The sequence below is a fragment of the Pseudomonas sp. NFACC56-3 genome, assembly GCF_900100025.1.
In the GTDB taxonomy this organism is placed as follows: Bacteria; Pseudomonadota; Gammaproteobacteria; order Pseudomonadales; family Pseudomonadaceae; genus Aquipseudomonas; species Aquipseudomonas fluorescens_AA.
In genome coordinates this window covers 187,131-213,499 of sequence record NZ_FMTK01000001.1, presented here as the reverse complement: position 1 = coordinate 213,499, position 26,369 = coordinate 187,131, and the positions used below count along the sequence as shown (strand labels likewise).

Genomic DNA, 26,369 nt, shown 5'->3' with positions numbered 1-26,369 from the left:
GGTGAGTCAGGCAAAGACAGAGCCGCCTGGCACACCGCTTGAAGACTCAGTTCTTGTAGTCGATGTCGGTCCGTTCCAACTGCCGGATCAGCGCATCCCAGTGCCGCGCAACACCCGGCCCATCACCATTTTTTAACACTTCGGCCTGTTTCTCGACCTTGGCCACCACCTCGGCCGGAGGAAAGATCAAATCGGCATTGCCACCAGCCTGTGCCGCGATCTGGATATTGCAGGCGCGCTCCAGCCCGTGCAGTTGCTGGAATGCGTGCTCGACGCTGATCCCCGCCGTCAGCAAACCGTGGTTACGCAGAATCAACACACTCTTGTCCCCCAGGTCCGCCACCAACCGTTCACGCTCATCCAGATCCAGGGCGATACCTTCGTAACCGTGGTAAGCCACCCGCCCGGAAAATCCGATGGCGTGCTGCGAGATCGGTAACAGCCCATCGCGCTGGGCCGATACCGCGATGCCATCGCGGGTATGGGTATGCAGGACTGCTTGCAGGTCGGGACGCGCACCATGGATAGCGCTATGGATCACGTACCCGGCGTAGTTGATGCCCAGGCCGGTCGGGTCGTCGACGAGGGTTCCGTCAATGTCGACCTTGACCAGGTTGGACGCGGTAATTTCATCGAACAACAGCCCGAAGGCATTGATCAGGAAATGCTCCTCAGGCCCCGGCACCCGCGCGGAAAAGTGCGTGTAGATGTGATCGGTCCACTTGAACAGGGCCGCCAGCCGATAGGCGGCGGCCAGCTTCACCCGCACCTCCCACTCCTCGGGACTGACACGCTGACGAACATTTTTTGAAACGCTGGATAACGGACTGACGCTGCTCATGGCAAAACTTCCTGGATGGCCTTAAGGATCTGCAGGAAGCCTAGGGGAAGGCAAAAAATAATAAAAAGCACATTTTAATCTAAGCTAATTATTATTATTTTTTATGATAGACCAGCCTCACTTCCACTCATGCGGCATCCTTGACCTTCTGCAGCGATCCAGCCACCCGTTTGCCGAAGGCATCCACCGGCCCTTGCAGGTTGCCCAGGAAGTGTGGGTAGATCAGCCATAGGTCCATCACCGGCTTGAAATCCTTCAGTGGCATGACCGCCAGGTGTTCGCGATGAACACTGCGTTCCAGCAGCGGACGCGGCACCAGGCCGAGGCCCAGGCCATCGGCGACCAGGCCCAGTTGCAATTCGGTACCGAAGGTTTCCAGGTTGACCCGCAAAGCCAGGCCCTGGTCCGACAGGGTTCGCTGCAACCCGGCACGGAAACCGCAGCCGTCCGGATTGAGGATCCAGCCATTCTGGTAGACGTCGGCCAGTTTGCAGGGACGCTTGGGCAACTGCGCATTGGCGCATACCACCACCAGCTCCATCTTGCCGATCGACTCACCGACAATGTTGTCTGGAAAAATCTTGCCTGCGGGAAACAACGCCGCCGCTGCATCCAATTCGCCACGCTCGATCTTGCCGACCAACTGACTGCCCCAGCCGGTGACCACCTGAGCACGTAGCTCGGGGTACTCCACGCGCAAATGCTTGAGCGCATCGAGCAGCACCACATCCCCGATCGTTTGCGGAACGCCCAGGCGCAACAGGCCGGTAGGCGGCGCATCGGTGGCAACCAGCTCGCGCAGGGCGTCCATCTCCCGCAGGATCAGACGACACTGCTCATAGACTCGCGTACCGATCAACGTGGGCTTGAGCGGCTTGGTGTTGCGGTCGAACAACTCCACGCCCAACGCTTGCTCGAAGTTCTGCACGCGTCGTGTGATCGCCGGTTGCGTCAGCTGCAAGGTCTCGGCGGCATGGCTGATGGACTGGCAACGAATCACTTCGACAAAGGCGTCAATATCGTCAATTTTCATTTGGCCCGCACATAGAGAACAGTCAATAAAATGTTTGAAAAGCATAATGCACTGCAAAAAAGCATAGTGCCATTGCGCATGCCTGGATAGCCCGGCGCACCGATCGATAACCTCTAAATCTATTCACAACTGTTCTAAATTCTTTTCAGCTATAACCTAATCATTAAAAAATAGCATATTAAGAAAAATCATTATGCTTAAATCATGACAACAGACATTCAACACAACGACGGAATCGCCATGACCCAGGCCCGACACCCGGAGAGACTCAGAGCATTCATCGGCGCCCTGGCGGAGCTGATCGACGGCAACCCTCGCGAAGGCGACCTGCTGCATCGCGGTGGCAAACTGCTCGCTCAGTTGGTCAACCATGACGATTGGCTGCCCGAGGATTTTGCCCGGGCAGACCCCGAGCGCTATCAGCAGTACTTGCTGCATGCCGATTCGCGGCAGCGTTTCAGCGTGGTCAGTTTTGTCTGGGGACCGGGGCAACGTACGCCGATCCACGATCATCGGGTCTGGGGGCTGATTGGCATGCTGCGTGGCGCCGAGCATTCCCAAGGCTTCGCCCGCCATCCCGACGGTACCCTGGTGCCTGAGGGCGCGCCCACACGGCTGGTACCGGGCCAAGTGGAAGCGGTGTCTCCCAAGATCGGCGACATCCACCAAGTCAGCAACGCCTTCGATAACCAGGTGTCCATCAGCATTCACGTGTACGGCGCCAACATCGGCGCCGTTCGCCGTGCGGTGTATCAGCCCGACGGCAGCGAGAAGTTGTTCATTTCCGGTTATTCCAACGCCTTCCTCCCCAATATCTGGGACCTGTCCAAAGAGAACCAAGCCCTATGAGCACCGTACCTACCCGCTCCTACGCCGAGATTCGCCAGGCGTTGCTGAACCGTGAAGAACTGGCCCTTATCGATGTCCGCGAAGAGGCCCCTTTCGCCGAAGGGCATCCGCTGTTCGCCGCCAATATTTCGCTGTCCAAGCTTGAGCTGGAGGTGTATTCGCGCATCCCTAGGCGCGATACCTCGGTGACGGTCTATGACAACGGCGAGGGTCTGGCGGGCATCGCGGTGCAGCGTTTGCTGGACTTGGGCTACAGCAATGTCAGCGTGCTCGAGGGCGGCCTTGAGGGGTGGCGCAAAGCCGGCGGCGAGTTGTTCATCGACGTCAATGTGCCGAGCAAGGCCTTTGGTGAGCTGGTGGAAAACCAACGTCACACACCTTCGCTGGCGGCCGAAGAGGTCCAGTCGTTGCTCGACAGCGAAGCCGACGTGGTGGTGCTCGACGCCCGGCGTTTCGACGAATACCAGACCATGAGCATTCCCGGTGGCATCAGCGTGCCGGGGGCGGAACTGGTGTTACGTGCTCGCGAACTCGCGCCAGACCCGACGACCCGCATCATCGTCAATTGCGCCGGGCGTACCCGTAGCATCATCGGCACCCAGTCGCTGATCAACGCGGGCATCGAGAACCCGGTGGCCGCCCTGCGCAACGGCACCATCGGCTGGACCCTGGCCGGTCAAACCCTGGAGCACGGCCAGTCACGCCGCTTTGCCGTCACCGGCGAAGAACATCGAGACGTCGCCGCTCGCGATGCCCGCCGTGTCGCCGACCAGGCACTGGTCGGGCGCGCGACCCTCGCCGACCTGCATCGCTGGCAGCAGGAACCGACACGCAGCACCTACCTGTTCGATGTGCGTACTCCGGAAGAATTCGAAGCCGGCCACCTGCCCGCCTCGCGCTCCACCCCTGGCGGGCAACTGGTGCAGGAAACCGATCACTTCGCCAGTGTGCGCGGCGCGCGCCTGGTGCTGGTGGATGACGACGGCGTACGCGCCAATATGTCAGCCTCCTGGCTCGCGCAACTGGGTTGGGAGGTGCACGTACTGGATGACCTGCAACCGGCGCACTTCAGCGAACAGGGCACATGGAAAGCGCCGGTGCCTGTACCGCCGCAAGCCGAGGAAATCAGCCCCGGAACCCTTGAACAATGGCTGGCCGAAGGTGACACCGTGGTGCTGGATTTCACCGGTAGCGCCAACTACGTCAAGCGCCACATCCCCGGCGCCTGGTGGGTACAGCGCGCTCGGTTGAGCGAAGCCTTGGCCAAGGTGCCGCCGGCCCAACGCTATGTGTTGACGTGCGGCAGCAGCCAATTGGCCCGGCTGGCGGTCCCCGAAGTCGAGGCGCTGACCGGCAAGGACGTGTTTCTGCTGCGCAGCGGCACGGCAGCATGGATCGCCGAGCAACGACCACTGGAGCACGGCGAAACCCGCCTGGCCTCGCCGCGCATCGACCGCTATCGCCGACCGTACGAGGGCACCGACAACCCACGGGAGGCCATGCAGGCCTACCTGGATTGGGAGTACGGCCTGGTGGACCAACTGGCCCGCGACGGCACCCATGGTTTTTTCGTGATCTGAACCCGCAAGGGGTCGGTTGACCGGCCCCTGCCCACACCAGCCGACCCCTTCTCCAGGCGGAGGCGCTGAACGCAACACTCAGCCTGGAGCCTCCGATGCGCCTGACTCTATCCCTGCTGTTGATCGCCCTCGCCTTTGGCCCCGTCCATGCCGCCGACTTGCAGCCGCTGCGAGTCGCCAATCAGAAATCCACTATCAAGGCCTTGCTGGAGGTTTCCGGCGAGCTCAAGGAGGTGCCCTACGAGATCCAGTTTTCCGAGTTCCCCGCCGCCGCGCCGCTGGGCGAGGCACTGAATGCCGGCGCCGTGGATATCGGCGCCCTGGGCGATGCACCCTACGTATTCGCCCTAGGCGCGGGTGCGTCGCTCAAGGTGGTCAGCATCATTCATGCCGAGGGGCGTAACACCACGGCCATCCTGGTTCCCAAGGACTCCCCCATCAAGCAAGTCGCCGACCTCAAGGGCAAGCGCATCGTCACCACGCGCGGCTCCATCGGGCATTACCTGGCGATCAAGGCCCTGCGCAGCGTGGGCCTGAGCACCCAGGACGTGCAATTCGTGTTCCTGCTGCCCAGTGAATCCCGGCTGGTGCTGGACAACGGCACCGCGGACGCCTGGTCCACCTGGGATCCCTTCACCACGGTCGTGACCGCTCAGAGCCAGGCGCGGGTCCTGGTCAGCGGCAGCAATCTGTTGAGCAATCACCTCTACCTCGCCGCCACCAGCCAGGCCATCGCCGACAAACGCCAGCAACTGGACGACTTTGTCGCCCGCGTCGACCGGGCCTACCGCTGGAGCAACGAGCACCCCGATGAATACGCCGCCGCCCAGGCCAGGATCACCGGCCTGCCCCTGGCGGTTCACCTGAGCGTGGCCAATGCCACCCACATGCAGCCGGTGGTGATTGATGACGTCGTGATCAGCGGCCTGCAGGCGACCGCCGACATCTATCAGCAAGAAGGCTTGCTGACTCGCCACATCGACGTCTCCCAAGGTTTCGACAAGAGCTTCAACACCCTGCGTGCCCCCCTCGCCCAGGCCTCGCGCTAAAGGAGCAGAACCATGAGCAGACAACGCCAACTCAAACTCGGCGCAATGGTCCATGGCGTCGGCCACGGCTGGGGCGAATGGCGCCACCCGCAGGCGCGACCCAATGCCAGCACCGATTTCGGTTTCTACAAGCAACAGACGCAACTGGCCGAAGGCGCCAAGTTCGATTTCGTGTTCATCGCCGATAGCCTGCACATTCACGAAAAATCCAGTCCGCATTACCTCAACCGCTTCGAGCCGCTGACCATCCTTTCGGCGCTGGCGGCACTGACGTCGAACATCGGCCTGGTGGCGACGGTGACCGTCAGCTACACCGAGCCCTACCAGGTGGCGCGCCAGTTCGCTTCGCTGGACCATATCAGCGATGGGCGAGCTGGCTGGAACGTGGTGACATCGTGGCTCAGTGGCACCGCCGATAACTTCGGCAAGGCCGAGCACCCACCGCACGCCGTGCGTTATCGGATCGCCCAGGAGCATGTGGCGGTGGTCAAGGGTCTGTGGGATTCCTGGGAAGACGACGCCTTCGCCTACAACAAGCAAACGGGCGAATTTTTCACCCCTGGCAAGCTGCATGCCCTGGAGCACAAGGGCGAATTCTTCTCGGTGAAAGGCCCGCTCAATATCGCTCGCTCCCGCCAGGGTCAGCCGGTGATTTTCCAGGCCGGCACTTCCGAGGACGGGCGCAACTTTGCCGCCGGCAATGCCGACGCCATTTTTGTCAGCGCCGAGGGCTTCGACGAAGCGCGCGCCTATTATCAGGACCTGAAAAAACGCGCCCAGGGCTTCGGGCGCGACGCTCGAGAACTGTCGATCCTGCCCGGCATCCGCCCGATTGTCGGGCGTGACGCAGCGGAAGTCGAAGACCGCTACCAGCAAGCCGTGGCACTGGTGAGCATCGAAGATGCCATCGTCGCCCTTGGCCGCCCCTTCAATGACCATGACTTCAGTCAGTACCCACTGGACGCGCCCTTCCCCGAACTGGGCGACCTGGGCGCCAATAGCCAGAAAGGCGGCTCGGACCGGATCAAGCAACTGGCCCGGGACGAAGGCCTGACGTTGCGCGAAGTCGCCCTGCGTTTCTCCCAGCCACGGCGGGACTTTGTCGGCACCCCCGAACAGGTGGCCGATGCCATTGAACACTGGTTCGAAAACGGCGCGGCCGATGGATTCATCATCAATTCACTGCTGCCGGACGGCCTGCAATATTTCACCGAACGCGTGGTACCGGTCCTGCAGCAGCGCGGGTTATTTCGCAGCGAATACAGCGGCAACACCTTGCGGGACAATCTGGGCCTGCCGGTGCCCGCCAACCGATACGCACGGCCCGTGGCGACAAACGCGGCCCGCGAGGCCGTAGCATGAGCAAGGGCCCGACCATGATGAAAAACCTCACGCCAGGGCAATTCAATCGTCGCGATTTCCTCACGGCCAGTTCCATCGCCCTGGGTGCGATGGGGCTATCCGCCCTGGGGTTTGCCCCACGCGCCTGCGCCCAAGGCAAAGGGCTTTCTGACCTGACGTTGGGCGTCGCAACCTACCGGGGCCAGGATTCCTATTTCGTCGACGATGCCGGCACCGGCAATACACCCTACAAGGTCGAATACGCCGAGTTCGCCGGTGGCAACCTGATCGTCGAAGCGCTGGCCTCGGGCAGCCTGGACGTGGGCAGCATGAGCGAAATCCCGCCGATCTTTTCCATCCAGAGCCACCGCCAGCCGCGCCTGATCGCGGTGCTGCAAGGCGATGTGAACAACCAGGTGATTTTGATTCCCAAGGATTCCGCCCTCGAATCGATCGGACAACTGCGTGGCAAGCGGGTCGGCTATGTGCGCTCCACCACGTCCCACTACTTTCTGATCAAGGCCTTGAAGGAACAGGGCCTGACCATGAACGACATCACGGCGGTGGCGCTCACGCCCCAGGATGGCTTCACGGCGTTTCAGAGCGGTCAGCTCGATGCCTGGGTGATCTATGGCGTATTCATCCAGTTGGCAAAGTTCCGCAGCGGTGCCCGGGTGTTGAAAACCGCCCTGGGCTACTTGTCGGGCAACTACCTGGTCGCCGCGCGCCCCGCTGCCCTGGAAGACCCGCTGCGCAAGCAGGCGATCCAGGACTATATCCAACGGCAGGCGCGCACCCTGGAATGGATCAACACCAACCCCGAGCCTTGGGCCGCCAAGTCGGCACAGTTGCTGGGCGTCGATAAAGCCGTGTTCCTGGACATGTACAACAACCGCAGCCAGCCGTCGAAAGTCGTCGAAGTCAGCGACCAGGCCATTGCTTCGCAACAAGAAGTCGCCGACCTGTTCTTCAACGCCGGCGTGTTGAACGAACGACTCGACGTGGGTCCGCTGTGGGACAGGAACTTCCGCCTGCTGCCGCTTTGAATGCCTGTGACGGGGGCGCTTGTTCCCTCGCCACAAGGGCCGCACCGGACCTCACCTCTTTGATCGAGTGAACGCACCATGAGTCTTTCTTCTCCACGCCCACCCACGCTGCAATCGGTCGATGTCGCCGACTTCGACACGTTGCTCGAACGCATCGGCAGGCAACTGGCAGCCACGGCCCACGTCTATGACGAGAGCGGCGCCTTTCCCCGGGACAATTTCACGTTGCTGCACGAGCATGGTCTGTTGGCCCTGACAGTGCCCAAGGCATTGGGCGGTGGCGGCGCCAGCCTGGTGCAGGCACGCAAGGCGATCAGTGCGGTCGCCAAGGGCGAGCCTTCCACGGCGTTGATTCTGGTGATGCAGTACCTCCAGCATTCGCGCCTGCAGGACAATCGGAACTGGCCTGAGGCATTGCGCTTGCGAGTGGCCCAGGATGCCGTGGGCGAAGGCGCGCTGATCAATGCCTTGCGTGTCGAGCCCGACCTGGGCACCCCGGCCCGTGGCGGGCTGCCGGCGACCATCGCCAGGCGCACCTCCGAAGGCTGGCGCATCAGCGGGCGCAAGCTCTATTCCACCGGCAGTCACGGCCTGACCTGGTTCAGCGTCTGGGCGCGCAGCACCGATGAAGATCCGCTGGTGGGTGCCTGGCTGATCCACAAGGACACACCCGGGATCAGCATCGTCGACGACTGGGACCACCTGGGCATGCGTGCCACCTGCAGCCATGAAGTGCGGTTCGACAACGTGCTGGTGCCACTGGATCACGCGGTCAGTGTCAGTCGCTGGAGTGCGCCGCAACCCGAACTGGACGGTGACGGCTTCCTGTGGATGTCGGTGTTGCTGTCGGCGGTCTACGACGGCGTCGCCCAGGCCGCGCGGGACTGGTTCGTGGATTGGTTGGAACAGCGCAAACCATCCAACCTCGGCGCTGCATTGGCGACCCTGCCACGCTTCCAGGAAACCGTCGGGCACATCGACACCCTGCTGTTCGCCAATCGCAGCCTGCTGGATGCCGCTGCCGAAGGACGCACCCCGGCGGCCCATGCCGCGCAATTGAAATACCTGGTGACCGGTAACGCCATCCGCGCTGTCGAACTGGCCATCGAAGCGTCCGGCAACCCCGGCCTGTCGCGGCACAGCCCGTTGCAGCGGCATTATCGCGACGTACTGTGCAGTCGCGTCCACACCCCGCAAAACGACGCCGTGCTGCAAGGCGTCGGCAAAGCGGCGTTTGCCCAACGTCAGAAGAAGGACCTTGTATGAGCACGCTCGTGATCGCCAGCCAGTTGGATAAAGACTTCAACGATGTGATCCGCCAACGCCTCGAACAGACGCACCCTGGCGCGCAAGTGCTCGACGCGCCGGCCGGCGTGCCAAGCGACCTGCCGGCCGAGGTCAGTGTCTTGCTGGCCCGGCCCATCAACGTGCACGGCTACCTGGCGCCGGACACGCCGCCGCCGGGCTGGCCCTACGGCCTGAAATGGGTCCAGGTGGTGTCTTCCGGCATCGACTTTTACCCCAAGTGGCTGTTCGATGGCCCGCCGGTGAGTACCTCCCGGGGCAGCGCCGCCGATAACATTGCTGAGTTCGCCCTGGCGTCGATCTTCGCGGCGGCCAAACACCTGCCGGACATCTGGGTGCACGACTCGCAATGGCAGTTCAGCGCCCTGAGGCCGCTCAAGGGCAGCACGCTGGGCATTCTCGGCTTTGGTGCGATTGGTCGCAGCCTGGCGGCCAAAGCCCGTGCCCTGGGCATCCATGTGCTAGCGTTGCGGCAAAGCTCGACGCCGTTCGAGGTGGAAGGCGTCGAAGCCGCGCAAGACATCCACCAGCTGTTTTCGCGCTCCGATCATCTGGTACTGGCCGCGCCGCTGACCGATGCAACGCGGCACATCGTCAACCGCGCGGTGCTCGCCAGCGCCAAGCCGGGCTTGCACCTGATCAACATCGCGCGCGGCGGCCTGCTGGACCATGGGGCGTTGCTCGCGGCCCTGGACGAAGGCACCCTCGGCCTGGCCTCACTGGACGTCACCGACCCCGAACCGCTGCCCGACGGCCATCCGCTCTACGCCCACCCCAGGGTGCGCCTGTCGCCCCACACCTCGGCGATCTCCAGCAACAGCCGCCATGAAATAGCCGACAGCTTCCTGGCCAATCTCGAGCGCTTCCTGAACGGGTTGGCGCCAGAAAATCTGGCGAACCCACAGCGCGGCTACTGAACCGCTCCCACAGGGATCTGGCGGAACAGGTAGATTTTTGAAGTCACCCAAAACAAATGTGGGAGCGAGCTTGCTCGCGATGGCGGAGTGTCAGTCGATATGGGCGTCGACTGGCCCACCGTCTTCGCGAGCAAGCCCGCTCCCACAGGGTGTGTTCTGCGCACAACCAAAACATCAGCTTTACGCATTTAATCTAAAGACTTAATGCCTATTTTTTATAATTAACTTATAACAAATCGGACTTTTACAGCGCCTTATTATACAAATACTGTTACAACCATCACCGACCCCTGACCAGGTGGAGGCTCTCGGAACGCTATGTTTTTCCGGCCGACACCACTCCACGGTCACTTGCACACCCAAACCTGAAACCGGCCCGAGCCACCGCCGCCATGGCGTTCACCGCCATGACCACGGCAACGCTTTGCCCAAAAAAAGACCACACCCACGCAGCATCTCCACACCAGGGGTTCACCATGCACGACACCTTCACTTCAAACCGCTTGGCAGTGGCCGTATCGCTGGCCTTGTTCGGGCTGTCGGCCCACGCCGAAGAAAACACCAGGGAGGGTGCCCTCCCCGTTGTCACCGTTACCGCAGAACACCGCAGCGAGGACTTGCAGAAAGCCCCGCTGGCGATTTCCGCGTTCGATGAAAACGCCCTCGAGGACAAGCAGATCAAGAGCATCCGCGACCTTTCCGGGCAGGTCCCGAACCTGACCCTCAGCCGCCAGTCGATCTCCTACAGCGCGCAGACCTACGGGATTCGAGGCATCGGCGAGACCGATCCGATCCAGGAAGCCGCCGTGGCGATCTACGCCGATGACCTGTACATCCCCCGGGCGATTTCCTCGATGCTCGACTTCAACGACGTCGAGCGCGTCGAAGTCCTGCGTGGCCCCCAAGGCACGCTTTACGGGCGCAACAGCAGCGCCGGCGCGATCCGCGTGATCACCCGCGACCCGACCCAGGAAACCCGTGGTTTCTTCGAGCTTGGCGCCGGCAACTACAACGCCCAGAACGGTCGACTGCTGATCAGCGGCCCATTGGTAGACAACGCCCTGTTCGGCAGCTTTTCGGCGATTCGCCTGACCCGTGACGGCACCGTCTCCAACCCCACCCGCGGCGAGGACGTGAATAACGTCGACCTGCAGTCCTACCGCGGCAAGTTGCGTTTCAACCCCATCGACTCGCCCTGGGATGTGCAACTGACGCTGGCCGGCACTTTCGACCGCGGCGACACCACCAGCTATACCCCCTTCGATGCCGACGGCCACTTCGACAAGTTCAAGAGCTACAGCAGCCTCAATCCGAAGAACCGTCTCGACCAGGGCAGCTCGGTGCTGCGGGCGATCTATACCCTCGACGATCATCTGAGTTTCAAATCGGTGACCGCCTACTCAGCCTTCAACCAACCGGTGGACTATGACAATTCCGGGCAGGCGGCCCTCATTCAGAACAGCCTGATCACCTACAAGCAGGACTATGCCACCCAGGAGTTCCAGCTCAACGGCGACTACGACGATTTCAGCTTCAGCACCGGCCTGTACCTGTACCGGGAAAAATTCGATGCCGAGCGAGACAGCCTGACTTACTCGATTGCGCGCAACCGAGTGATCGGCCAGGGTCAATACAGCACGACCAATACCGAAAGTTATGCGTTGTATGGCCAGGGCAGTTACAAAGTCACGCAACAACTGTCGCTGATCGCCGGCCTCCGGTTCACCCGCGAACATAAGAACTTCGACTACACCAACTACGTGGTCAACACCGACCGGCAGATCACCGGCACCAATTTCAGCGCCGACTCCAGCAAATCCTGGCAATCCACCAGCCCGAAACTCGGCTTCGAATACGCCTGGACGCCACACCTCAACCAGTACGCCTACGTCGCCAAAGGCTTCAAGGCCGGCGGCTACGACAACCGCGCGCCGACCCAAGCCGCCGCCGAGCAAGCATTCTCTCCCGAAGACGTGACCACCTGGGAAACCGGCTTCAAGGGCGACTTCTTCGACCGTCGCCTGCGCGCCAACCTCGCACTGTTCTACAACGACTACAAGGACTTGCAAACCAACGCTTATGACCCGGCGCTGGGCGTCAGCCTGCGGACCAACGTGGGCCAGGCCCACACCTACGGCGTCGAACTGGAAACCCTCAGTGCGCTGACCAACGACCTGCAACTGACGTTCAACCTTGGCTACCTGCAAAGCCAGTACGACGACTTCGAAAACGCCAGCGGCGCCGGGGTCGATGCCAACGGCAAGCAACTGGTGTACTCGCCGCGCTGGAACACCAGTGTCGGCCTCAACTACACCATCCCGGCGGGCTTGCCCGGCACCTGGTTGGCTGGCACCGATGCGCAGTTCCAGACCAAGTCCTATGCCAATGCGCTGAACGACGACGTCCAGGAAATCCCCCAGCAGACCTTCTGGAATGCCAACACCCGCTACATCTCCGGCGACGGGCACTGGACGACCACACTGTCGGTGAAAAACCTGCTCGACCGCGCCTACCCGCAAGCGGTCGGTTATGTGCCCGCAAGCGGTGCTCGCTACTACTCCGTCAACGATCCGCGAACCCTTTTGTTGTCGGTGCGCTACGACCTCTGAGACCCCGCGCAATTGGCCGGCAGTGGCCGTTTTGGCGAGTGCAAAGACGCCTAAGCTAATGCACAAAAAGTATTTATAAATTGGTTTTTATAACCATAGGATTCCGTGGTGTTCATCCACCCCTTAGTCAATGTCGAGCAAGCCATGTCAAGACTCATCAACCATCCCCGGGCGATATTGCATCACCCCGCTCTGACCGGCCTGGTCGTTGCACTGGTCCTGTCCACTCTTACGCTCCCGGCCCAGGCTCGGGAAACCCTGCGCATCGGTTACCAGAAATCATCGACCCTGATTACGTTGCTGAAAACCCAAGGCAAACTGGACAAGGCGCTCGCCCAGGCAGACATCGACGTGAGCTGGCACGAGTTCCCCAGCGGCCTGCCACTGCTGGAAGCATTGAATGTCGGTAATGTCGACGTCAGCGCCGACGTGGCCGATACCGTGCCGATATTCGCTCAGGCCGCACAGGCCAAGCTGACTTATTTCGCACAGGAAGCCCCTTCGCCCTCGGCCCAGGCCATTGTCGTGGCCAAGGATTCCCCCTTGCAGCAACTGGCGGATTTGAAAGGCAAGAAAGTCGCTGTCACCAAGGCGGCGGGTGCCCACTACCTGTTGATCGCGGCCCTGAACAAGGCAGGCCTGAAGTTCTCGGACATCCAACCAGCCTACCTGTCTCCCGCGGATGGCCGGGCGGCATTCGAGAATCATAAGGTCGATGCCTGGGTCACATGGGAACCGTTCCTCAGCGGTGTGCAGCGGCAGCTACCGACGCGAACCCTGGCTGACGGCAGCGGGCTGGCCAGCTACAAGCGTTATTACCTGACCAGCACCCCCTACGCCAAGGCGCACCCTGAAGTGCTGAAGGTGGTATACGAGCAACTGCGGGACGCTGGCGACTGGATCAAGCACCATCCCCGCGACGCGGCGCAGGTCCTGGGCCCGTTGTGGGGCAATCTCGATGTGGAAACGGTCGAAGCGGCCAACGCCCATCGCAGTTACCAGGTACAACCGGTAAAAGCCGACCAACTGGATGAACAGCAGAAAATCGCCGATGCCTTTTTCGCCGCCGGGCTGTTGCCCAAGTCGGTGGATGCCCGCGATGTGGGAATCTGGGCACCTTGACACGGTGCCAGACCACGCCTTTTGAAAGAAGAGCTCGATAGCCGGTCTACTTCCCTCCGGTCACATCCAGGAAGGTACCCGTCACAAACGAAGCCTGCGGCCCCGCCAACCAGAGAATGGCCCGCGCGACCTCCTCCGGTTGTCCGCCGCGCCCCATGGGGATCGTGTCCTTCACCCGGTCGACTCTGCCCGGCTCTCCCCCACTCGCATGCATCTGGGTATAGATATGCCCGGGGCGAACGCAGTTGACACGAATCCCCTCCCGGGCCACTTCCTTGGCATAACCGGTCGTGAACGTTTCAACCGCCCCCTTGGACGCTGCGTAGTCCACGTATTCATTCGGGCTACCGAGGCGGGCTGACGCCGAAGAGATATTGATGACCGCGCCGCCACGCCCGCCATAACGGTAGGCCATGCGCCGGGTCGCGTGTTGCGCGCAGAGCATCGGACCCAAGATGTTGACCGCAAAGATTCGCTGCATGCGCTCGAAGCCAAGATCCTCCAAGCGAGATTGGCGTGCCAATATCGAAGCGTTGTTGACCAGCACATCGATTCGTCCGAAGCGCAGGTCAAGGGTGGCGAAGAGTTCGGCGACCTGTGCTGGGTCGGCGTTATCGGCACGCACCGCCAAGGCACGGCCCCCCTTGGCCTCGATTTGCGCTGCCACCGCCAACGCCGACGCCTCATCGGCGATGTAGGTCAGCACGACGTCATAACCTTGCTCAGCGGCCAGCAGGGCGGTCGCCGCCCCGATCCCGCGCCCGCCTCCGGTGATCAGGATCACGGGGTTTTGCGAACGGTCATTCATGGTCAATCCTCACAGCCCAATGAAAAAAGCAGCGTCAGCCGATCACCAGCGTACCGAGGGCAATGACGGCGCAGGCCAACAGCTTGCGCAAGGTCAATGCCTCGCCAAGAAATGCGTACCCGATCAAAGCGGCGAACATGACACTGGTTTCGCGCAGGGCGGACACCGCCCCCATCGGGGCATGGGCCATGGCATAGATCACGACGCCGTAGGCCAGCAATGAAACCAGCCCGCCAGCGAAGGCCACGGCGATACCTGGCCGCAAAGCAAAGAGGCTCCTGGCATCTCGCAGTCCGATATAGACCAGGGGCATCATCACACCCCACAACAGGCACATCCAGGCGGTGTAGGCCATTGGCGCCCCGGAGAGGCGCACACCTATGCCATCGACAACGCTGTAAGCGGCAATGAAAAAACCGGTGCCCAGTGCATAGGGCAAGTCAGGCAAGGCCCGCCGGCGCCCGGTATAAGCCAGCGACAGGATTCCGGTCGACACCAACGCAATACCCAGCAGTCCACTCGGCGCCACGCGTTCGTCCGCGAACAGCGAAGCGGCCAGGACAATCAGGATCGGGGATACACCGCGGGCGATGGGATAGGTCTGGCCCAGGTCGCCAGACTTGTAACTGCGCACCAGGAACAGGTTGTAGCCCACGTGCAATAGAGCGGAGAGGCCGGCGCAGAACCAGCTGGCACGGGCCGGCGGCGCCAGTAGCGCCGCCACGATGGCGCTCGCCAAGGCTATCGCCATGCACATGATGGTCATGGACCACAAACGGTCGGCCCCCCCACGCAGCATGGCATTCCAACTGGCGTGTAGCAGCGCGGCGAACAAGACGAGGCAGATGATGTGTAAGGGCATGCATCATCCTAGACCGAGCGAGTCGCGCTAAAAAAGCAAAGTCTCTTCATCCATGCATGAGGAAAACCTCATGCATAAGCGCGCTGAGCATCCAGGGCCTGGGTCACCAGCCAACGACGAAAGCGGGTGATATGAGGCTGAGTCTCGATTCCTTTGGGGCATACGAAGTAATACGCCAGAGGCGATGCGCACGGCAGTTCGAAAAGCCTCTCAAGACGGCCGTCATTGAGCTCGGCTTCGACATGCCCGCTGCGTGCCAGCGCGATACCTTGTCCCAGGAGCGCCGCCTCGATGGTCATATTGGTATCTGCGTAGCGAATACTTTCCTTCAGGGTCGTGACCTCGACGCCCACCTGGGCAAACCATTGCTCCCATTTCGGCACCAACGCTGCGCCATCACGCGTAAGCAGTGGATAGCGCAGCAATTCGGCGGCCGTTTGAGGCGTGCCAAAGCGTGCAAGCAACGCTGGGCTGGCGACAGGGAAAATCTGCTCGCGGAACAGGAATTCTGAAAACAGCGAAGGGAAATGTCCGCTGCCCAGGCGGATAGCCACGTCCGGGTCTGTCGTCGAGAAGTTAATGGGGCTATCGGTACTGTCCAGGGTAAGCAGGATTTCCGGATGCGCTTGCGCCAAATCAGGAAGCCTGGGCAGCAACCACTTCAAGGCGAAAGAATAGGTCGTGCTCACACTCAGCCGCTGCCGCCCGTTCTGCTCGCGCAAATCGGCCAAGGTGGCCTCGAGCTTCATGAAGAACTCCCGCACGATGGGCGCAAGCGCTGCGCCTGCCGAGGTCAGGTGCAGAGAGTTACCGCGATGAAACAGTTGCAATCCCCAGAGCTGTTCCAAATGCTTGAGCTGGTGGCTCACTGCGCTCTGTGTGACATGCAACTCCTCTGCTGCCGCGGTGAACGTGGCGTGCCGCGTAGCGGCTTCGAAGGCGCGCAGGCTCGAAGAAGGAGGAAGGTTGCGCATGATGTTCCCTTCTATGAGTAAACGCTCATGCTAGCGCCTTTGCATCCTCTGTTGTAGGCAAGCTGAGCAGCGACGGGCTTGCTGGCGCTGGGTCAGCCTGCAGTGAGGTTTTGAATGTGCCGACGCTATCGCGAACAAGCTCGGCTCCCACAGGGGTTTCCGGGTGTTTATGGCCCCGCGTTCACCCTCTCCTTGCGCGCGGATGACGCCAAGTTATTGGCATAAAAATCGATGAAATAAAAATATATTAATACAGCGACAGTTTCCCGACGCGCGGTACCAACGTGCCATTGCTGGCGATTTGAATCGAAGCTCATTATCCGCAGGCAACCCCCGCTAGAACGTTAGGCCAGCCGACCTGGACTACAGGCTGTAATCACTCGCATCGCGCAAGGGAGCAATACCGAGATGATGACTGTTTACTTTGTTGTGATGACGATCTGCAGCGGCATCGAAGGCTGTATCGAGGAACGCAAACCGGGACCTACCTTCGCCACCAGGGCAATGTGCATGGAGACGACCAGAGTCATGGCGCCGCGCAAAGGGGTGAAGTTCAAATGTCGCAGCGAGCGTATGTGGGTGGTCGAAACGCCGCCAATGGAAGGCTACGGCAAAATCGTCTCCACCAAGAGCACCGTCCAGCCGTAGCATTACGGTTTTTTCGCCGGCAACAGAGGTTCATTGGCCGCTCGGCGGAGAGGGCCGGCGGCTGATGGTCAAAAAAACGAATGGCATTGAAAGCACACTCACCCGGCTCAGAGCTTGGCTTTCGCCAGATCCGCAATCAGAAAATCCCTGAATGCACAAACCGCTGCCGGTAGATTGCGTCCAGCCATGCTTTGCAGTTCGATGCGCCGCGCATGCATGCCTTCATCGAGGATCGGCAAGCATTGCAGTGCCTTGTCCGCCACCTGCTTGTGCAAGGTCATTTCGCTGGCCAGGCTGATCCCCCCCTCTTCGCGGACGAAGCTATAGAGCGAGGCAACGTAATTAGTGGTCAACACCGGGTCGAACAACAACCCCTGTACACCGCAACAGATGTCGAACAGTTGCCGTATCGTGGTGTCGGCCTTGGGTAACGCAATGGGCCAGGGTTGCAACTCAGCGAGGCTGACCGCTTCACGCCCGGCCAAAGGATGAGCGTTGGAGACCACGGCAAAAATCGCCCCGCTCAGGACATGTTCGACCTTGATTTCCTTTTGCGGCGTCAGGCTGAAGGTCATCGCCAGATCGGCTTCGCCGGAGCGAACCTTCTCGGTCGCTTCGGCAGGCGCACAGACCTCCAATGTGAAATGAATGCCCTGATACTCACGCCGGAACGCGCTGATGGTCCTGGGCATGTATTCCAGCGCAAATCCTTCCGAGCAGGCGACATGCACATGACCTCGTTGCAAGCCATGCAGCTCGGTAATTTCCAGCACCACCTGCTCGGCCTCAAGCTGCGACTTGCGCGCATAAGCCGCCAGTCGTACCCCCGCCTCGCTCAGCACCATGCCCCGGGCACGACGCTCGAACAGGCTGGCGTCCAGGGCCAATTCAAGCTTGGCAATCTGCCGGCTCACCGCTGACGCCGCGACGTTCAGCCGTACCGAGGCTTCGCTGATCGATCCACATCGCGCCACTTCAAGAAAATAGCGCAGTGCCGTGGACTGCACACCATACAGCTGCATCGGCGCCCCCAAGGTTTGCCTTTTCGGCAAAGGAAGTATCGAAATATTATTCTTGTGGCATTGATAGCCTTTCCCTACATTCGTGTCCAGATCAAAAAAAACATGACCTGGTCTTTATTACCCTCCTTTCCGCTTTTGCGATTCGCTGCCCTTTGATTCAACCACTCTCGCCAACGGAGACGACGGCATGGGCATCAAAGGTTTCGCCTGCACTATCGCGCTGATGGGCATCATCAGCAGTTTTCCGGCTCATGCCGGTAAAGCCAACGACACCCTGGTTTACGCTTCCGACAGCGAGCCTGAAAACATCAGCCCCTATCACAACGATCTACGCGAAGGCGTGATTCTCGGCCGGCTGATCTGGGACAACCTGATCTACCGCGATCCCAACAGCGGCGAATACAAGCCCATGTTGGCCACCCGCTGGACACAGGTCGACGACACCACCATCGACTTCGAGCTGCGCAAAGACGTCAAATTTCACAACGGCGACGCCTTCACCGCCGACGACGTGGTGTTCACCCTCAACTACGTGGTGTCGCCCGAAGCGAAAGTCGTGACCGTGCAAAACGTGGACTGGATCAAGAGCGCCGAAAAAACCGGTGACTACAGCGTCCGCCTGCATTTGAAGAAGCCCTTCCCTCCGGCACTGGAATACCTGTCCAACGCCGTTCCGATGTTCCCCAAGCAGTATTTCGAGAAGGTCGGCCTGGCCGAATTCAGCCGCAAGCCAATCGGTACCGGACCGTATAAAGCCGTGTCGGTGGTGGCTGGCGAAGGCGTGACCATGGAGATCAACAAGGACTACTTTCCAGACAGCCCACAAGGCAAGCCCCATATCGGCCACCTCAAGTTCCGGGTGATCCCGGATGCCGAAACCCGCCTGGCCGAGTTGATGACCGACGGTGTCGACTGGACCTGGCGTGTGACCCCGGATCAGGCGGTCGATCTCAAAGGCATGTCGAACCTGACCGTGACCAGCGGCGAAACCATGCGCATCGGCTTCCTGATTCTTGATGCCCGGGGCACCTCCACTGAAAACTCGCCCATGAAAAACCTCAAGGTGCGTCAGGCCATCAACCATGCGATCAACCGCAATGCGCTGGCCACGCAATTGGTGGGGGGCGAAGCCAAGCCCTTGCAGGTTGCCTGTTATCCAGGCCAGTTCGGCTGCGATACCTCCGCGGCCACGGTCTACGACTACAACCCGGCCAAGGCCAAGGCGCTGCTCGCCGAAGCCGGTTACCCAAATGGCTTCGAGACCGAAATCTTCGCTTATCGCGACCGTGACTACGTCGAAGCCATCATCGGCAACCTGCGCGCCGTGGGCATCAACGCCAAGCTCCGCTTCTTGAAGTACGCCGCCCTGCGCGATCAGCAACGTGGCGGCAAGGTGCCCATGTCGTTTCAGGCCTGGGGCTCGTTCTCGATCCTCGACACCTCGGCGTCGGCCGGCACCTGGTTCAAGGGCAACCCGGACGACAACATCAAGGATCCGCAAGTCCAGGGTTGGTTGCAGACCGCTGACAACGCCCTTGACCCGCAAGTGCGCAAGGACAACTACCGCAAGGCGTTGCAGCGCATCAGCGAACAGGCGTATTGGGCGCCGCTGTTCAACTACTCGATGAACTACGCCTACACCTCCGAACTGGCGTTCACGTCGTACCCGGATGAGCTGCCGCGTTTCGTTCAGTCCAGCTGGAAGTGATCCGCAACCGAGCGGATTGATCGAGAGGTGCCGTGACTTGCGGACCAACCCGCACCACGGACACCTCCTCACACCTGCCATCCATTGGATATGAGGAAACTTGCCATGCTTGGATTCCTTCTGCGCCGGCTGGGCATCGCTATTTGCGTCGCCATTACCGTGTCGGTGATCAGCTTTTCCCTGTTGCACCTGTCCGGTGACCTGGCCACGGCCATTGGCGGACCGGAAGCCACCAGCGAACAGATCGAACAGATCCGCGTGCAATACGGTTTGAACAAACCGCTACCGACCCAGTACTTCAACTGGCTGGGCGATTTGCTGCGGCTGGATCTGGGTAACTCGTTTTTCTTTCAGGAATCGGTCTACAACCTCGTCGCCAGCCGCTTGCCCATTACCCTCGGCTTAGGGGCCATGGCGCTGGGCATCGCCTTGCTGGTGGCGATTCCACTGGGCGTGCTGGCGGCGGTCAAACGCGACACCTGGATCGACCGACTGGCCTTGAGCATTGCCGTACTGGGCCAGGCCATGCCCAGTTTCTGGTTTGCGTTGATGCTGATCGTGGTGTTCGCCGTGACGCTCAAGTGGCTGCCGGTGTCCGGCAATTCGACCCTGCTGCACTTCGTCATGCCGGCCATTGCCTTGGGCTACTACGCGACGCCGGCGATCATGCGCCTGACCCGTGCAGGCATGCTTGATGTGCTCAGTTCCGATTACATCCGCACCGCCCGCGCCAAGGGCCTGCGCCCTGCCCGCGTGCTGTTCAAGCACGCACTGCGCAACGCCTTGATTCCGGTCGTCGCGCTGGCGGCGGTGGAGTTCGGCTTCATGCTCGGCGGTTCGGTGGTGATCGAAACCGTGTTCTCCCTGCAAGGCATCGGACAACTCGCCTGGGACGCCATCGCCCGTGACGACTTTCCAGTGGTACAGGCCGTGGTCCTGCTGATTGCGGTGATCTACATCATCCTCACCTTGCTGGCCGATGTGCTCAACGCACTGCTCGACCCGCGCATTCGCGTGCGCTAGGAGGCTTACATGAGCACCCCCATTACCCTCGCGATCAATGACTACCTGCCACCCCCCAGCAGCCTGAGCCGAGTCCTTGGCAAGAGCTTTCGCCATCGTGGTTTCGCCATTGGCACGGTGTTGTTGCTGATCATCTTCACCGGCGCGCTCTTCGCCCCGTGGCTGGCGCCTCATGACCCTTATGCGCAAGACGTGATGCTGCGCATGAAACCGCCGGTATGGATGGCCAACGGCACCTGGGAATACGTGCTGGGAACCGACAAGCTGGGCCGCGACTACCTGTCGCGACTGCTCTACGGCGCTCGTATTTCGCTGTTCATCGGTATCGCCGCGGCGCTGATTTCCGGCTTTATCGGCACCGTCATGGGGCTGTTGGCGGGTTACTACGGCGGCAAGGTCGATGCGTTCATCAGCTACCTGATCACCACCCGGCTGGCGATGCCGGTGGTGATGGTCGCGCTGGCCTCGGCCTCGTTGATGGGCGGCTCGCTGAAAGTGGTGATCGTGCTGCTGGGCTGCCTGTTATGGGATCGCTTCGCGGTGGTGGTCAGGGCTTCGGTGCAACAGATTCGCGATGCTGAATATGTCGCGTCGGCCCAGGCGCTTGGCTGCTCGACCCTGCGCATTCTGGTCAGTGAGATTCTGCCCAACCTGGTCGGTGCACTGATCGTCGTCGCGACCCTGGAAATGGCCCACGCGATCCTGCTGGAGTCGGCCCTGTCGTTCCTCGGCGTTGGCGTGCAACCGCCGACGCCGTCCTGGGGCTTGATGATCGCTGAAGGCAAACCCTACATGTTCTTTTCCCCGTGGGTCATCGCCATTCCTGGCGTCGCCCTGATGATTCTGGTGCTGGGCATCAACCTGGTCGGCGATGGCCTGCGCGATCTGATCCTGCCCGACGGCCGTAACTGATAGACGGCCTTACTAATAGAGGGTACCGAACATGGCACTACTCCATGTTGAAAACCTGCGCGTGGACATCCCCATGGGCAACAGCCCGACGCCGGATGACATGCTGCATGCCGTGCGCGGTCTGAGCTTTGAAGTCGAACGCGGTGAAATGTTGTGCATCGTCGGCGAATCCGGCTGCGGTAAATCCCTGACGTCGCTGGCGCTGATGGACCTGTTGCCACGCAAGGCCAAACGCACCGCGTCGCGGCTGACACTGGACGGTATCGACATGATCGGCCAGAGCGAACGGCGCATGTGCGACCTGCGCGGAAACCGTCTGGCGATGATCTTCCAGGAACCGATGACCTCGCTGAACCCGGCCTACAGCATTGGCGATCAGCTCAGCGAAGTGCTGACTCAGCATCGCAAGGTGTCGCGCAAGGATGCCCTGACTCGCGCCGCGCAAATGCTGGAGAAAGTCGGTATCAGCAATGCCACCGAACGCTTGCGCCAGTACCCGCATCAACTGTCTGGCGGTTTGCGCCAGCGGGTGATCATCGCCATGGCGTTGATGTGCGAACCGGACCTGATCATCGCCGATGAGCCCACCACGGCCCTGGACGTGACCATCCAGGCGCAGATCCTGCGCTTGATCCGCGACATTCAGAAAGAACTCGGCCTGGCGGTGATCTTCATCACCCACGACCTTGGGCTGGTGGCACGGATCGCCGATCGGGTCGCGGTGATGTATGCCGGGGAAATCGTCGAAACCGCCCCTGCCCTGCAACTGTTCGAGAACCCGCAGCATCCGTACACCCGCGGTCTGCTGGCCAGTATTCCAATCCCTGGCCGGACCAAACCGGGCGAGGCCCTGGGTTCGATTCCAGGGCTGGTGCCAAGCCTGGTGGGCGAACAGCAGGGTTGTGCGTTCCGCAATCGTTGCGCTCAAGCGATAGCGGCCTGCGCGCAAGACATCCCCGAAATCGAGCAGGACGGACACATGGCGCGCTGCCTGTTCGCCGCACCGGCTCCGGCACCGGTTCGCCTTCTGGAGCGCGCAAGGTCATGAAAAAAGACATCACGTTGGAGCTGTGTGACATCCGTCGCGAGTTTCGGATCAACAAGGGCTTTTTCAAACCCGCCGCCATCCTGAAAGCCGTGGATGGTGTTTCCCTGCGCCTGATGCGTGGCGAGACCCTCGGCCTGGTGGGTGAGTCCGGTTGCGGAAAAAGTACCCTGGCAAAGCTACTGCTCGGTCTGTTGGCGCCGACCAGCGGCGACGTGCTGGTCAATGGCAAACACCTGGCGGCGACGGATCGCAAGGAAATGTCCCGGCACATCCAGCCGATATTCCAGGACCCGTATTCCTCGCTGAACCCACGCAAGACACTGCGGGAAATCATTACCCTGCCGCTGATCGTGCATGACATCGGCAGCCCCGCCGAGCGGCACAAGAAGACCGAAGCGATGCTCGATGTCGTGGGCCTGCCCAAGCGGGTCATCGACAGCTATCCGAGCCAACTGTCCGGCGGCCAGCGGCAACGGGTGGCCATTGCCCGGGCGTTGATCATGCGCCCTGATGTGTTGATCTGCGATGAACCCACCTCGGCGCTGGACGTGTCGGTGCAGGCGCAGATTCTCAACCTGCTGCAAGACCTCAAGCGCGAATTCGGCCTGACCTATCTGCTGATCAGCCACAACCTGGCGGTCATCGAACACCTCGCCGACCGGGTCGCGGTGATGTACCTGGGGCGCATCGTCGAAGAACGTACTCGCCAATCGTTGTTCGCTGAACCCGGTCACCCGTATACCCGCGCCTTGCTGGATTCGGTGCTCACCCCCGATCCGCGCCTGGGCATCCCCGAAATCGGCCTGCGCGGCTCCTTCCCCAATCCGATGTCTCCGCCCTCCGGTTGCGCTTTCCATCCGCGCTGCCCGAGCTGCTTCGCTCCCTGCAAGACGGCCTACCCGGCCAATGATTCGATTATCGGCGGCAACGTGCGTTGCCACCTTCACGACAATCCCGCCCAAACACTGGAGCTTGTCCACTCATGAGTCGTTCACTGGCCATCAGCAACACCACCGAGCAATTTGATAACGGCGCATTTTTCAATCTGCTCGAACGCAGCGTCGCCTTGCACACCGAAAGCCAGGCAACGGACAGCCGGCCCGAGTTGTATCGCTACCTCCATGACTTCATCACCCCGCATGTCGAGGCGATGGGCTTCAGCGTCAAGATCTATGACAACCCGGTGGCAGAACGCGGTCCTTTCATGATCGCCACACGCATCGAGCATCCGGAACTGCCGACCGTGCTCAGCTACGGCCACGGTGATGTGGTGCGCGGCTATGAAGCCCAATGGCGTGAGGGCCTGTCGCCATGGCAAGTCATTGCCGAGGGCGATCGCTGGTACGGCCGCGGCACGGCGGATAACAAAGGCCAGCACCTGATCAACCTGACCGCGCTGGAGCAAACCCTCAAGGCTCGCGACGGCAAGCTGGGGTTCAACGTCAAGTTGCTGCTGGAAATGGGCGAAGAAGAAGGCTCGCCGGGCTTGAACGCGTTCTGTGCCGCCCACAGCGACGAGCTCGCGGCAGATGTGTTCATCGCCTCGGACGGCCCGCGTCTGGCGGCATCACGACCGACGATTTTTCTCGGCTCACGGGGGGTGTTCAACTTCGAGCTGGTGGTCAATCTGCGCGAAGGCGCCCATCACTCTGGCAACTGGGGCGGGTTGCTAGCCAACCCCGGGATCATTCTGGCCAATGCCATCGCGAGCATGGTCGATGAGCACGGTCGGGTGAAAGTGGCGGGCCTGATGCCCAAGACACTGCCCGAGCCGGTTCGCCAGGCATTGGCCGATATTGATGTCGGTGGCGGACCGGGCGATCCGGAAATCGACGCCAACTGGGGTAACCCCGAGCTCTCCCTGAGCGAAAAGGTGTTCGGCTGGAACACCCTGGACGTCATCGCCTTCAAGACCGGCAACCCCGACGCCCCTGTGCATGCGATCCCTGGCAAGGCCAATGCCCACTGCCATATCCGTTTCGTGGTGAACAGCGACTACACAACCTTTATCCCGGCTGTGCGTGCCCACCTGGATGCTCATGGTTTCAGCCATGTCGAGGTCAAGCAAAGCCACGTCGAGGTGATGCATGCCACTCGGCTGGATCCGCAAAGCCCATGGGTCAGTTGGGCACTCGGCTCCTTGGCCCAGACCACCGGCAAAAAACCCGCGTTGCTGCCAAACCTCGGTGGCTCGCTGCCCAACGATGTGTTCGCAGACGTGCTCGGCCTGCCAACCTTATGGGTGCCGCACTCGTACCCGGCCTGCTCGCAACATGCGCCGAACGAACACTTGCTGGCACCGGTGGTCAAGGAAAGCCTGCAAATCATGGCCGGGCTGTTCTGGGACCTGGGCAACGACGCGGCACGTCTGACCCAGGAACATCAGTTGCGGGAGCAGGCGCAATGAATGCCATGCCACAACAGGCGCTGGACTGGCTTGCCGACCAGCGCCACGCCATGGAAGCGTTGCTGCAGCGTATCGTCGACACCGACTCCAACAGCTATGACAAGGCGGGCGTCGACGCGGTGGGGGCGCTGCTCGCGGCTGAACTGGAAGCCGACGGCATCCTGCTCACGCGCATGCCGGTCGATGGTTTTGGTGACGTGATGCTCGCCGAAGTGCCAGGCGAACCTGGAAAGCCGGTGTTGCTGCTGGGCCATCGCGACACGGTGTTCCCCAAAGGCACCACCACGACGCGCGGCTACAGCCGCGATGGCGACCTCGCCTTTGGCCCCGGCGTCGCCGACATGAAAGGCGGCCTGGTGCTCAATTGCTTCGCCCTCAAGGCACTCAAGCGCGCCGGCCCGTTGCCCTATCCGGTGCAGGTCCTGTACACCGGTGATGAAGAAATCGGCTCCGGCAGCGCCAGGACCCATATCGAACAGGCAGCCCGTGCCGCCCGCGCCGTGCTCAATACCGAACCCGGCCGGGCCAGTGGCAACGTGGTCAGCGCACGCAAAGGCGGTGCCACGCTGATCATCGAAGTCTTCGGTCGCGCAGCGCATGCCGGGGTCAACCATGCCGACGGCGCGAGCGCCATCGAGGCCCTGGCACGCAAGATCGTCAAGCTCCATGCCTTGACCGATTACTCGGCAGGCATCACGACTAATGTGGGTCTGATATCCGGGGGCACGTCCAGCAACACCGTCGCACCGAGCGCCTCGGCCCGGCTGGATGTGCGCTTCATCGAACTCAAGCACTGGGATCAAATCCTTACCGCAATCCTGGCCATCGTCGCCGAAGAAGAACTGATCGGCACCCATGCCATCCTCAAGGAAGCGACCACCTTTCTACCGATGGAAGCCCGTCACAGCGAACGATTGCTGCATATCTACCAACAGAAAGCCCTGGCACTGGGTTTCAGCGTCGAAGGCGAGTTCACCGGCGGTTGCGCCGACTCCGGGTTCACCGCCAGCCTGGGCATTCCAACCCTGTGTGGCCTCGGGCCGGTGGGCGGCAAAGTCCATACCGATCGTGAATATCTGGAACTGGACACGCTGGTGCCTCGCGCCCAGGCGTTGGTGGCGACCATCCTGGCTGTTGGCGAGAGCAGTTGAGATAACGGGGCGTCGAGATCGAAGTAAGAACAAGAGCAGGACACACGTCCTGCCGCTATGTAGCCGGACCACCGCTATCGCGAGCAAGCTCGCTCCCACATGGATTCGCGGGGT

General features: G+C 61.2%; 23 protein-coding genes. 17 read left to right on the top strand and 6 right to left on the bottom strand.

Going from position 1 to position 26,369, the window contains the following annotated elements:
* Window positions 1-46: 46 nt before the first annotated feature.
* Window positions 47-841, bottom strand: a complete 795-nt coding sequence (locus tag BLO80_RS00825) for a class II aldolase/adducin family protein (RefSeq protein WP_092326143.1) — start codon at window positions 839-841, stop codon at window positions 47-49.
* Window positions 842-968: 127 nt separating this feature from the next.
* Entirely contained in the window at window positions 969-1,874 is a 906-nt protein-coding gene (locus BLO80_RS00820) for a LysR family transcriptional regulator (RefSeq protein WP_175459432.1), read from the bottom strand.
* A gap of 240 nt (window positions 1,875-2,114) precedes the next feature.
* Here BLO80_RS00820 and BLO80_RS00815 point away from each other — a divergent pair, with 240 nt between their 5' ends.
* The 9 genes from BLO80_RS00815 to BLO80_RS00775 all read left to right on the top strand — a co-directional run bounded on the left by BLO80_RS00815 (window position 2,115) and on the right by BLO80_RS00775 (window position 13,692).
* Window positions 2,115-2,723: a cysteine dioxygenase family protein gene (locus tag BLO80_RS00815; protein WP_092326140.1), complete on the top strand. Its 609-nt coding sequence runs from the start codon at window positions 2,115-2,117 to the stop codon at window positions 2,721-2,723.
* On the top strand, window positions 2,720-4,303 hold the full coding sequence (locus BLO80_RS00810) for a rhodanese-related sulfurtransferase (protein ID WP_092326139.1): 1,584 nt from the start codon (window positions 2,720-2,722) through the stop codon (window positions 4,301-4,303). The genes BLO80_RS00815 and BLO80_RS00810 overlap by 4 nt, the downstream gene beginning before the upstream one ends.
* A 95-nt stretch (window positions 4,304-4,398) precedes the next feature.
* Window positions 4,399-5,352, top strand: a complete 954-nt coding sequence (locus BLO80_RS00805) for an ABC transporter substrate-binding protein (protein WP_092326137.1) — start codon at window positions 4,399-4,401, stop codon at window positions 5,350-5,352.
* Window positions 5,353-5,364: 12 nt separating this feature from the next.
* The gene (locus BLO80_RS00800; RefSeq protein WP_092326135.1) at window positions 5,365-6,714 is read left to right on the top strand and encodes an LLM class flavin-dependent oxidoreductase; all 1,350 of its coding nucleotides are present in this window, start codon (window positions 5,365-5,367) and stop codon (window positions 6,712-6,714) included.
* Between the two features lie 14 nt (window positions 6,715-6,728).
* A complete protein-coding gene (locus BLO80_RS00795; protein ID WP_092326689.1) occupies window positions 6,729-7,739 on the top strand; it encodes an ABC transporter substrate-binding protein in 1,011 nt (336 codons plus the stop codon).
* Between the two features lie 78 nt (window positions 7,740-7,817).
* A complete protein-coding gene (locus BLO80_RS00790; RefSeq protein WP_092326133.1) occupies window positions 7,818-9,005 on the top strand; it encodes an acyl-CoA dehydrogenase family protein in 1,188 nt (395 codons plus the stop codon).
* Window positions 9,002-9,961, top strand: coding sequence for a D-isomer specific 2-hydroxyacid dehydrogenase family protein (locus BLO80_RS00785; RefSeq protein WP_092326131.1), 960 nt, complete (start codon window positions 9,002-9,004; stop codon window positions 9,959-9,961). The genes BLO80_RS00790 and BLO80_RS00785 overlap by 4 nt, the downstream gene beginning before the upstream one ends.
* Window positions 9,962-10,437: 476 nt before the next feature.
* The gene (locus BLO80_RS00780) at window positions 10,438-12,570 is read left to right on the top strand and encodes a TonB-dependent receptor (RefSeq protein WP_092326129.1); all 2,133 of its coding nucleotides are present in this window, start codon (window positions 10,438-10,440) and stop codon (window positions 12,568-12,570) included.
* 144 nt (window positions 12,571-12,714) lie between these two features.
* Window positions 12,715-13,692 (top strand): aliphatic sulfonate ABC transporter substrate-binding protein, encoded by a 978-nt coding sequence (locus tag BLO80_RS00775; RefSeq protein ID WP_092326688.1) that lies wholly within the window; start codon window positions 12,715-12,717, stop codon window positions 13,690-13,692.
* A gap of 46 nt (window positions 13,693-13,738) precedes the next feature.
* On the opposite strand, the gene BLO80_RS00770 is transcribed toward BLO80_RS00775, so the two are convergent.
* From BLO80_RS00770 to gcvA, 3 genes are all read right to left on the bottom strand, one after another.
* A complete protein-coding gene (locus tag BLO80_RS00770) occupies window positions 13,739-14,500 on the bottom strand; it encodes a glucose 1-dehydrogenase (protein WP_092326128.1) in 762 nt (253 codons plus the stop codon).
* A gap of 34 nt (window positions 14,501-14,534) precedes the next feature.
* Window positions 14,535-15,362: a DMT family transporter gene (locus BLO80_RS00765; protein WP_092326126.1), complete on the bottom strand. Its 828-nt coding sequence runs from the start codon at window positions 15,360-15,362 to the stop codon at window positions 14,535-14,537.
* A gap of 68 nt (window positions 15,363-15,430) precedes the next feature.
* Window positions 15,431-16,336 (bottom strand): transcriptional regulator GcvA, encoded by a 906-nt coding sequence (gene gcvA / locus BLO80_RS00760; protein WP_092326124.1) that lies wholly within the window; start codon window positions 16,334-16,336, stop codon window positions 15,431-15,433.
* Window positions 16,337-16,744: 408 nt separating this feature from the next.
* On the opposite strand from gcvA, the gene BLO80_RS00755 reads away from it, so the two are divergent.
* Window positions 16,745-16,984 carry a hypothetical protein gene (locus BLO80_RS00755; RefSeq protein ID WP_092326122.1) on the top strand — a complete coding sequence of 80 codons (240 nt, stop codon included), beginning with the start codon at window positions 16,745-16,747 and terminating at the stop codon, window positions 16,982-16,984.
* Between the two features lie 107 nt (window positions 16,985-17,091).
* Here the strand turns inward: BLO80_RS00755 and BLO80_RS00750 are convergent, their stop codons facing one another.
* A complete protein-coding gene (locus tag BLO80_RS00750) occupies window positions 17,092-18,006 on the bottom strand; it encodes a LysR substrate-binding domain-containing protein (RefSeq protein ID WP_072339293.1) in 915 nt (304 codons plus the stop codon).
* A gap of 187 nt (window positions 18,007-18,193) precedes the next feature.
* Between BLO80_RS00750 and BLO80_RS00745 the strand changes: the two genes are divergently transcribed.
* From BLO80_RS00745 to BLO80_RS00715, 7 genes are all read left to right on the top strand, one after another.
* Window positions 18,194-19,714: an ABC transporter substrate-binding protein gene (locus BLO80_RS00745; RefSeq protein ID WP_092326120.1), complete on the top strand. Its 1,521-nt coding sequence runs from the start codon at window positions 18,194-18,196 to the stop codon at window positions 19,712-19,714.
* Between the two features lie 105 nt (window positions 19,715-19,819).
* The gene (locus BLO80_RS00740) at window positions 19,820-20,737 is read left to right on the top strand and encodes an ABC transporter permease (RefSeq protein WP_064053624.1); all 918 of its coding nucleotides are present in this window, start codon (window positions 19,820-19,822) and stop codon (window positions 20,735-20,737) included.
* Between the two features lie 9 nt (window positions 20,738-20,746).
* Window positions 20,747-21,649, top strand: a complete 903-nt coding sequence (locus BLO80_RS00735; RefSeq protein WP_092326118.1) for an ABC transporter permease — start codon at window positions 20,747-20,749, stop codon at window positions 21,647-21,649.
* A gap of 31 nt (window positions 21,650-21,680) precedes the next feature.
* A complete protein-coding gene (locus tag BLO80_RS00730; RefSeq protein ID WP_092326117.1) occupies window positions 21,681-22,697 on the top strand; it encodes an ABC transporter ATP-binding protein in 1,017 nt (338 codons plus the stop codon).
* Window positions 22,694-23,683, top strand: a complete 990-nt coding sequence (locus tag BLO80_RS00725; protein WP_092326115.1) for an ABC transporter ATP-binding protein — start codon at window positions 22,694-22,696, stop codon at window positions 23,681-23,683. Before BLO80_RS00730 ends, BLO80_RS00725 begins: the two co-directional genes overlap by 4 nt.
* Window positions 23,680-25,104, top strand: a complete 1,425-nt coding sequence (locus BLO80_RS00720; protein WP_092326113.1) for a M20 family metallopeptidase — start codon at window positions 23,680-23,682, stop codon at window positions 25,102-25,104. The genes BLO80_RS00725 and BLO80_RS00720 overlap by 4 nt, the downstream gene beginning before the upstream one ends.
* Complete coding sequence (locus tag BLO80_RS00715; protein WP_092326112.1) at window positions 25,101-26,255, top strand: M20 family metallopeptidase; 1,155 nt, start codon at window positions 25,101-25,103, stop codon at window positions 26,253-26,255. Before BLO80_RS00720 ends, BLO80_RS00715 begins: the two co-directional genes overlap by 4 nt.
* Window positions 26,256-26,369: the final 114 nt, after the last annotated feature.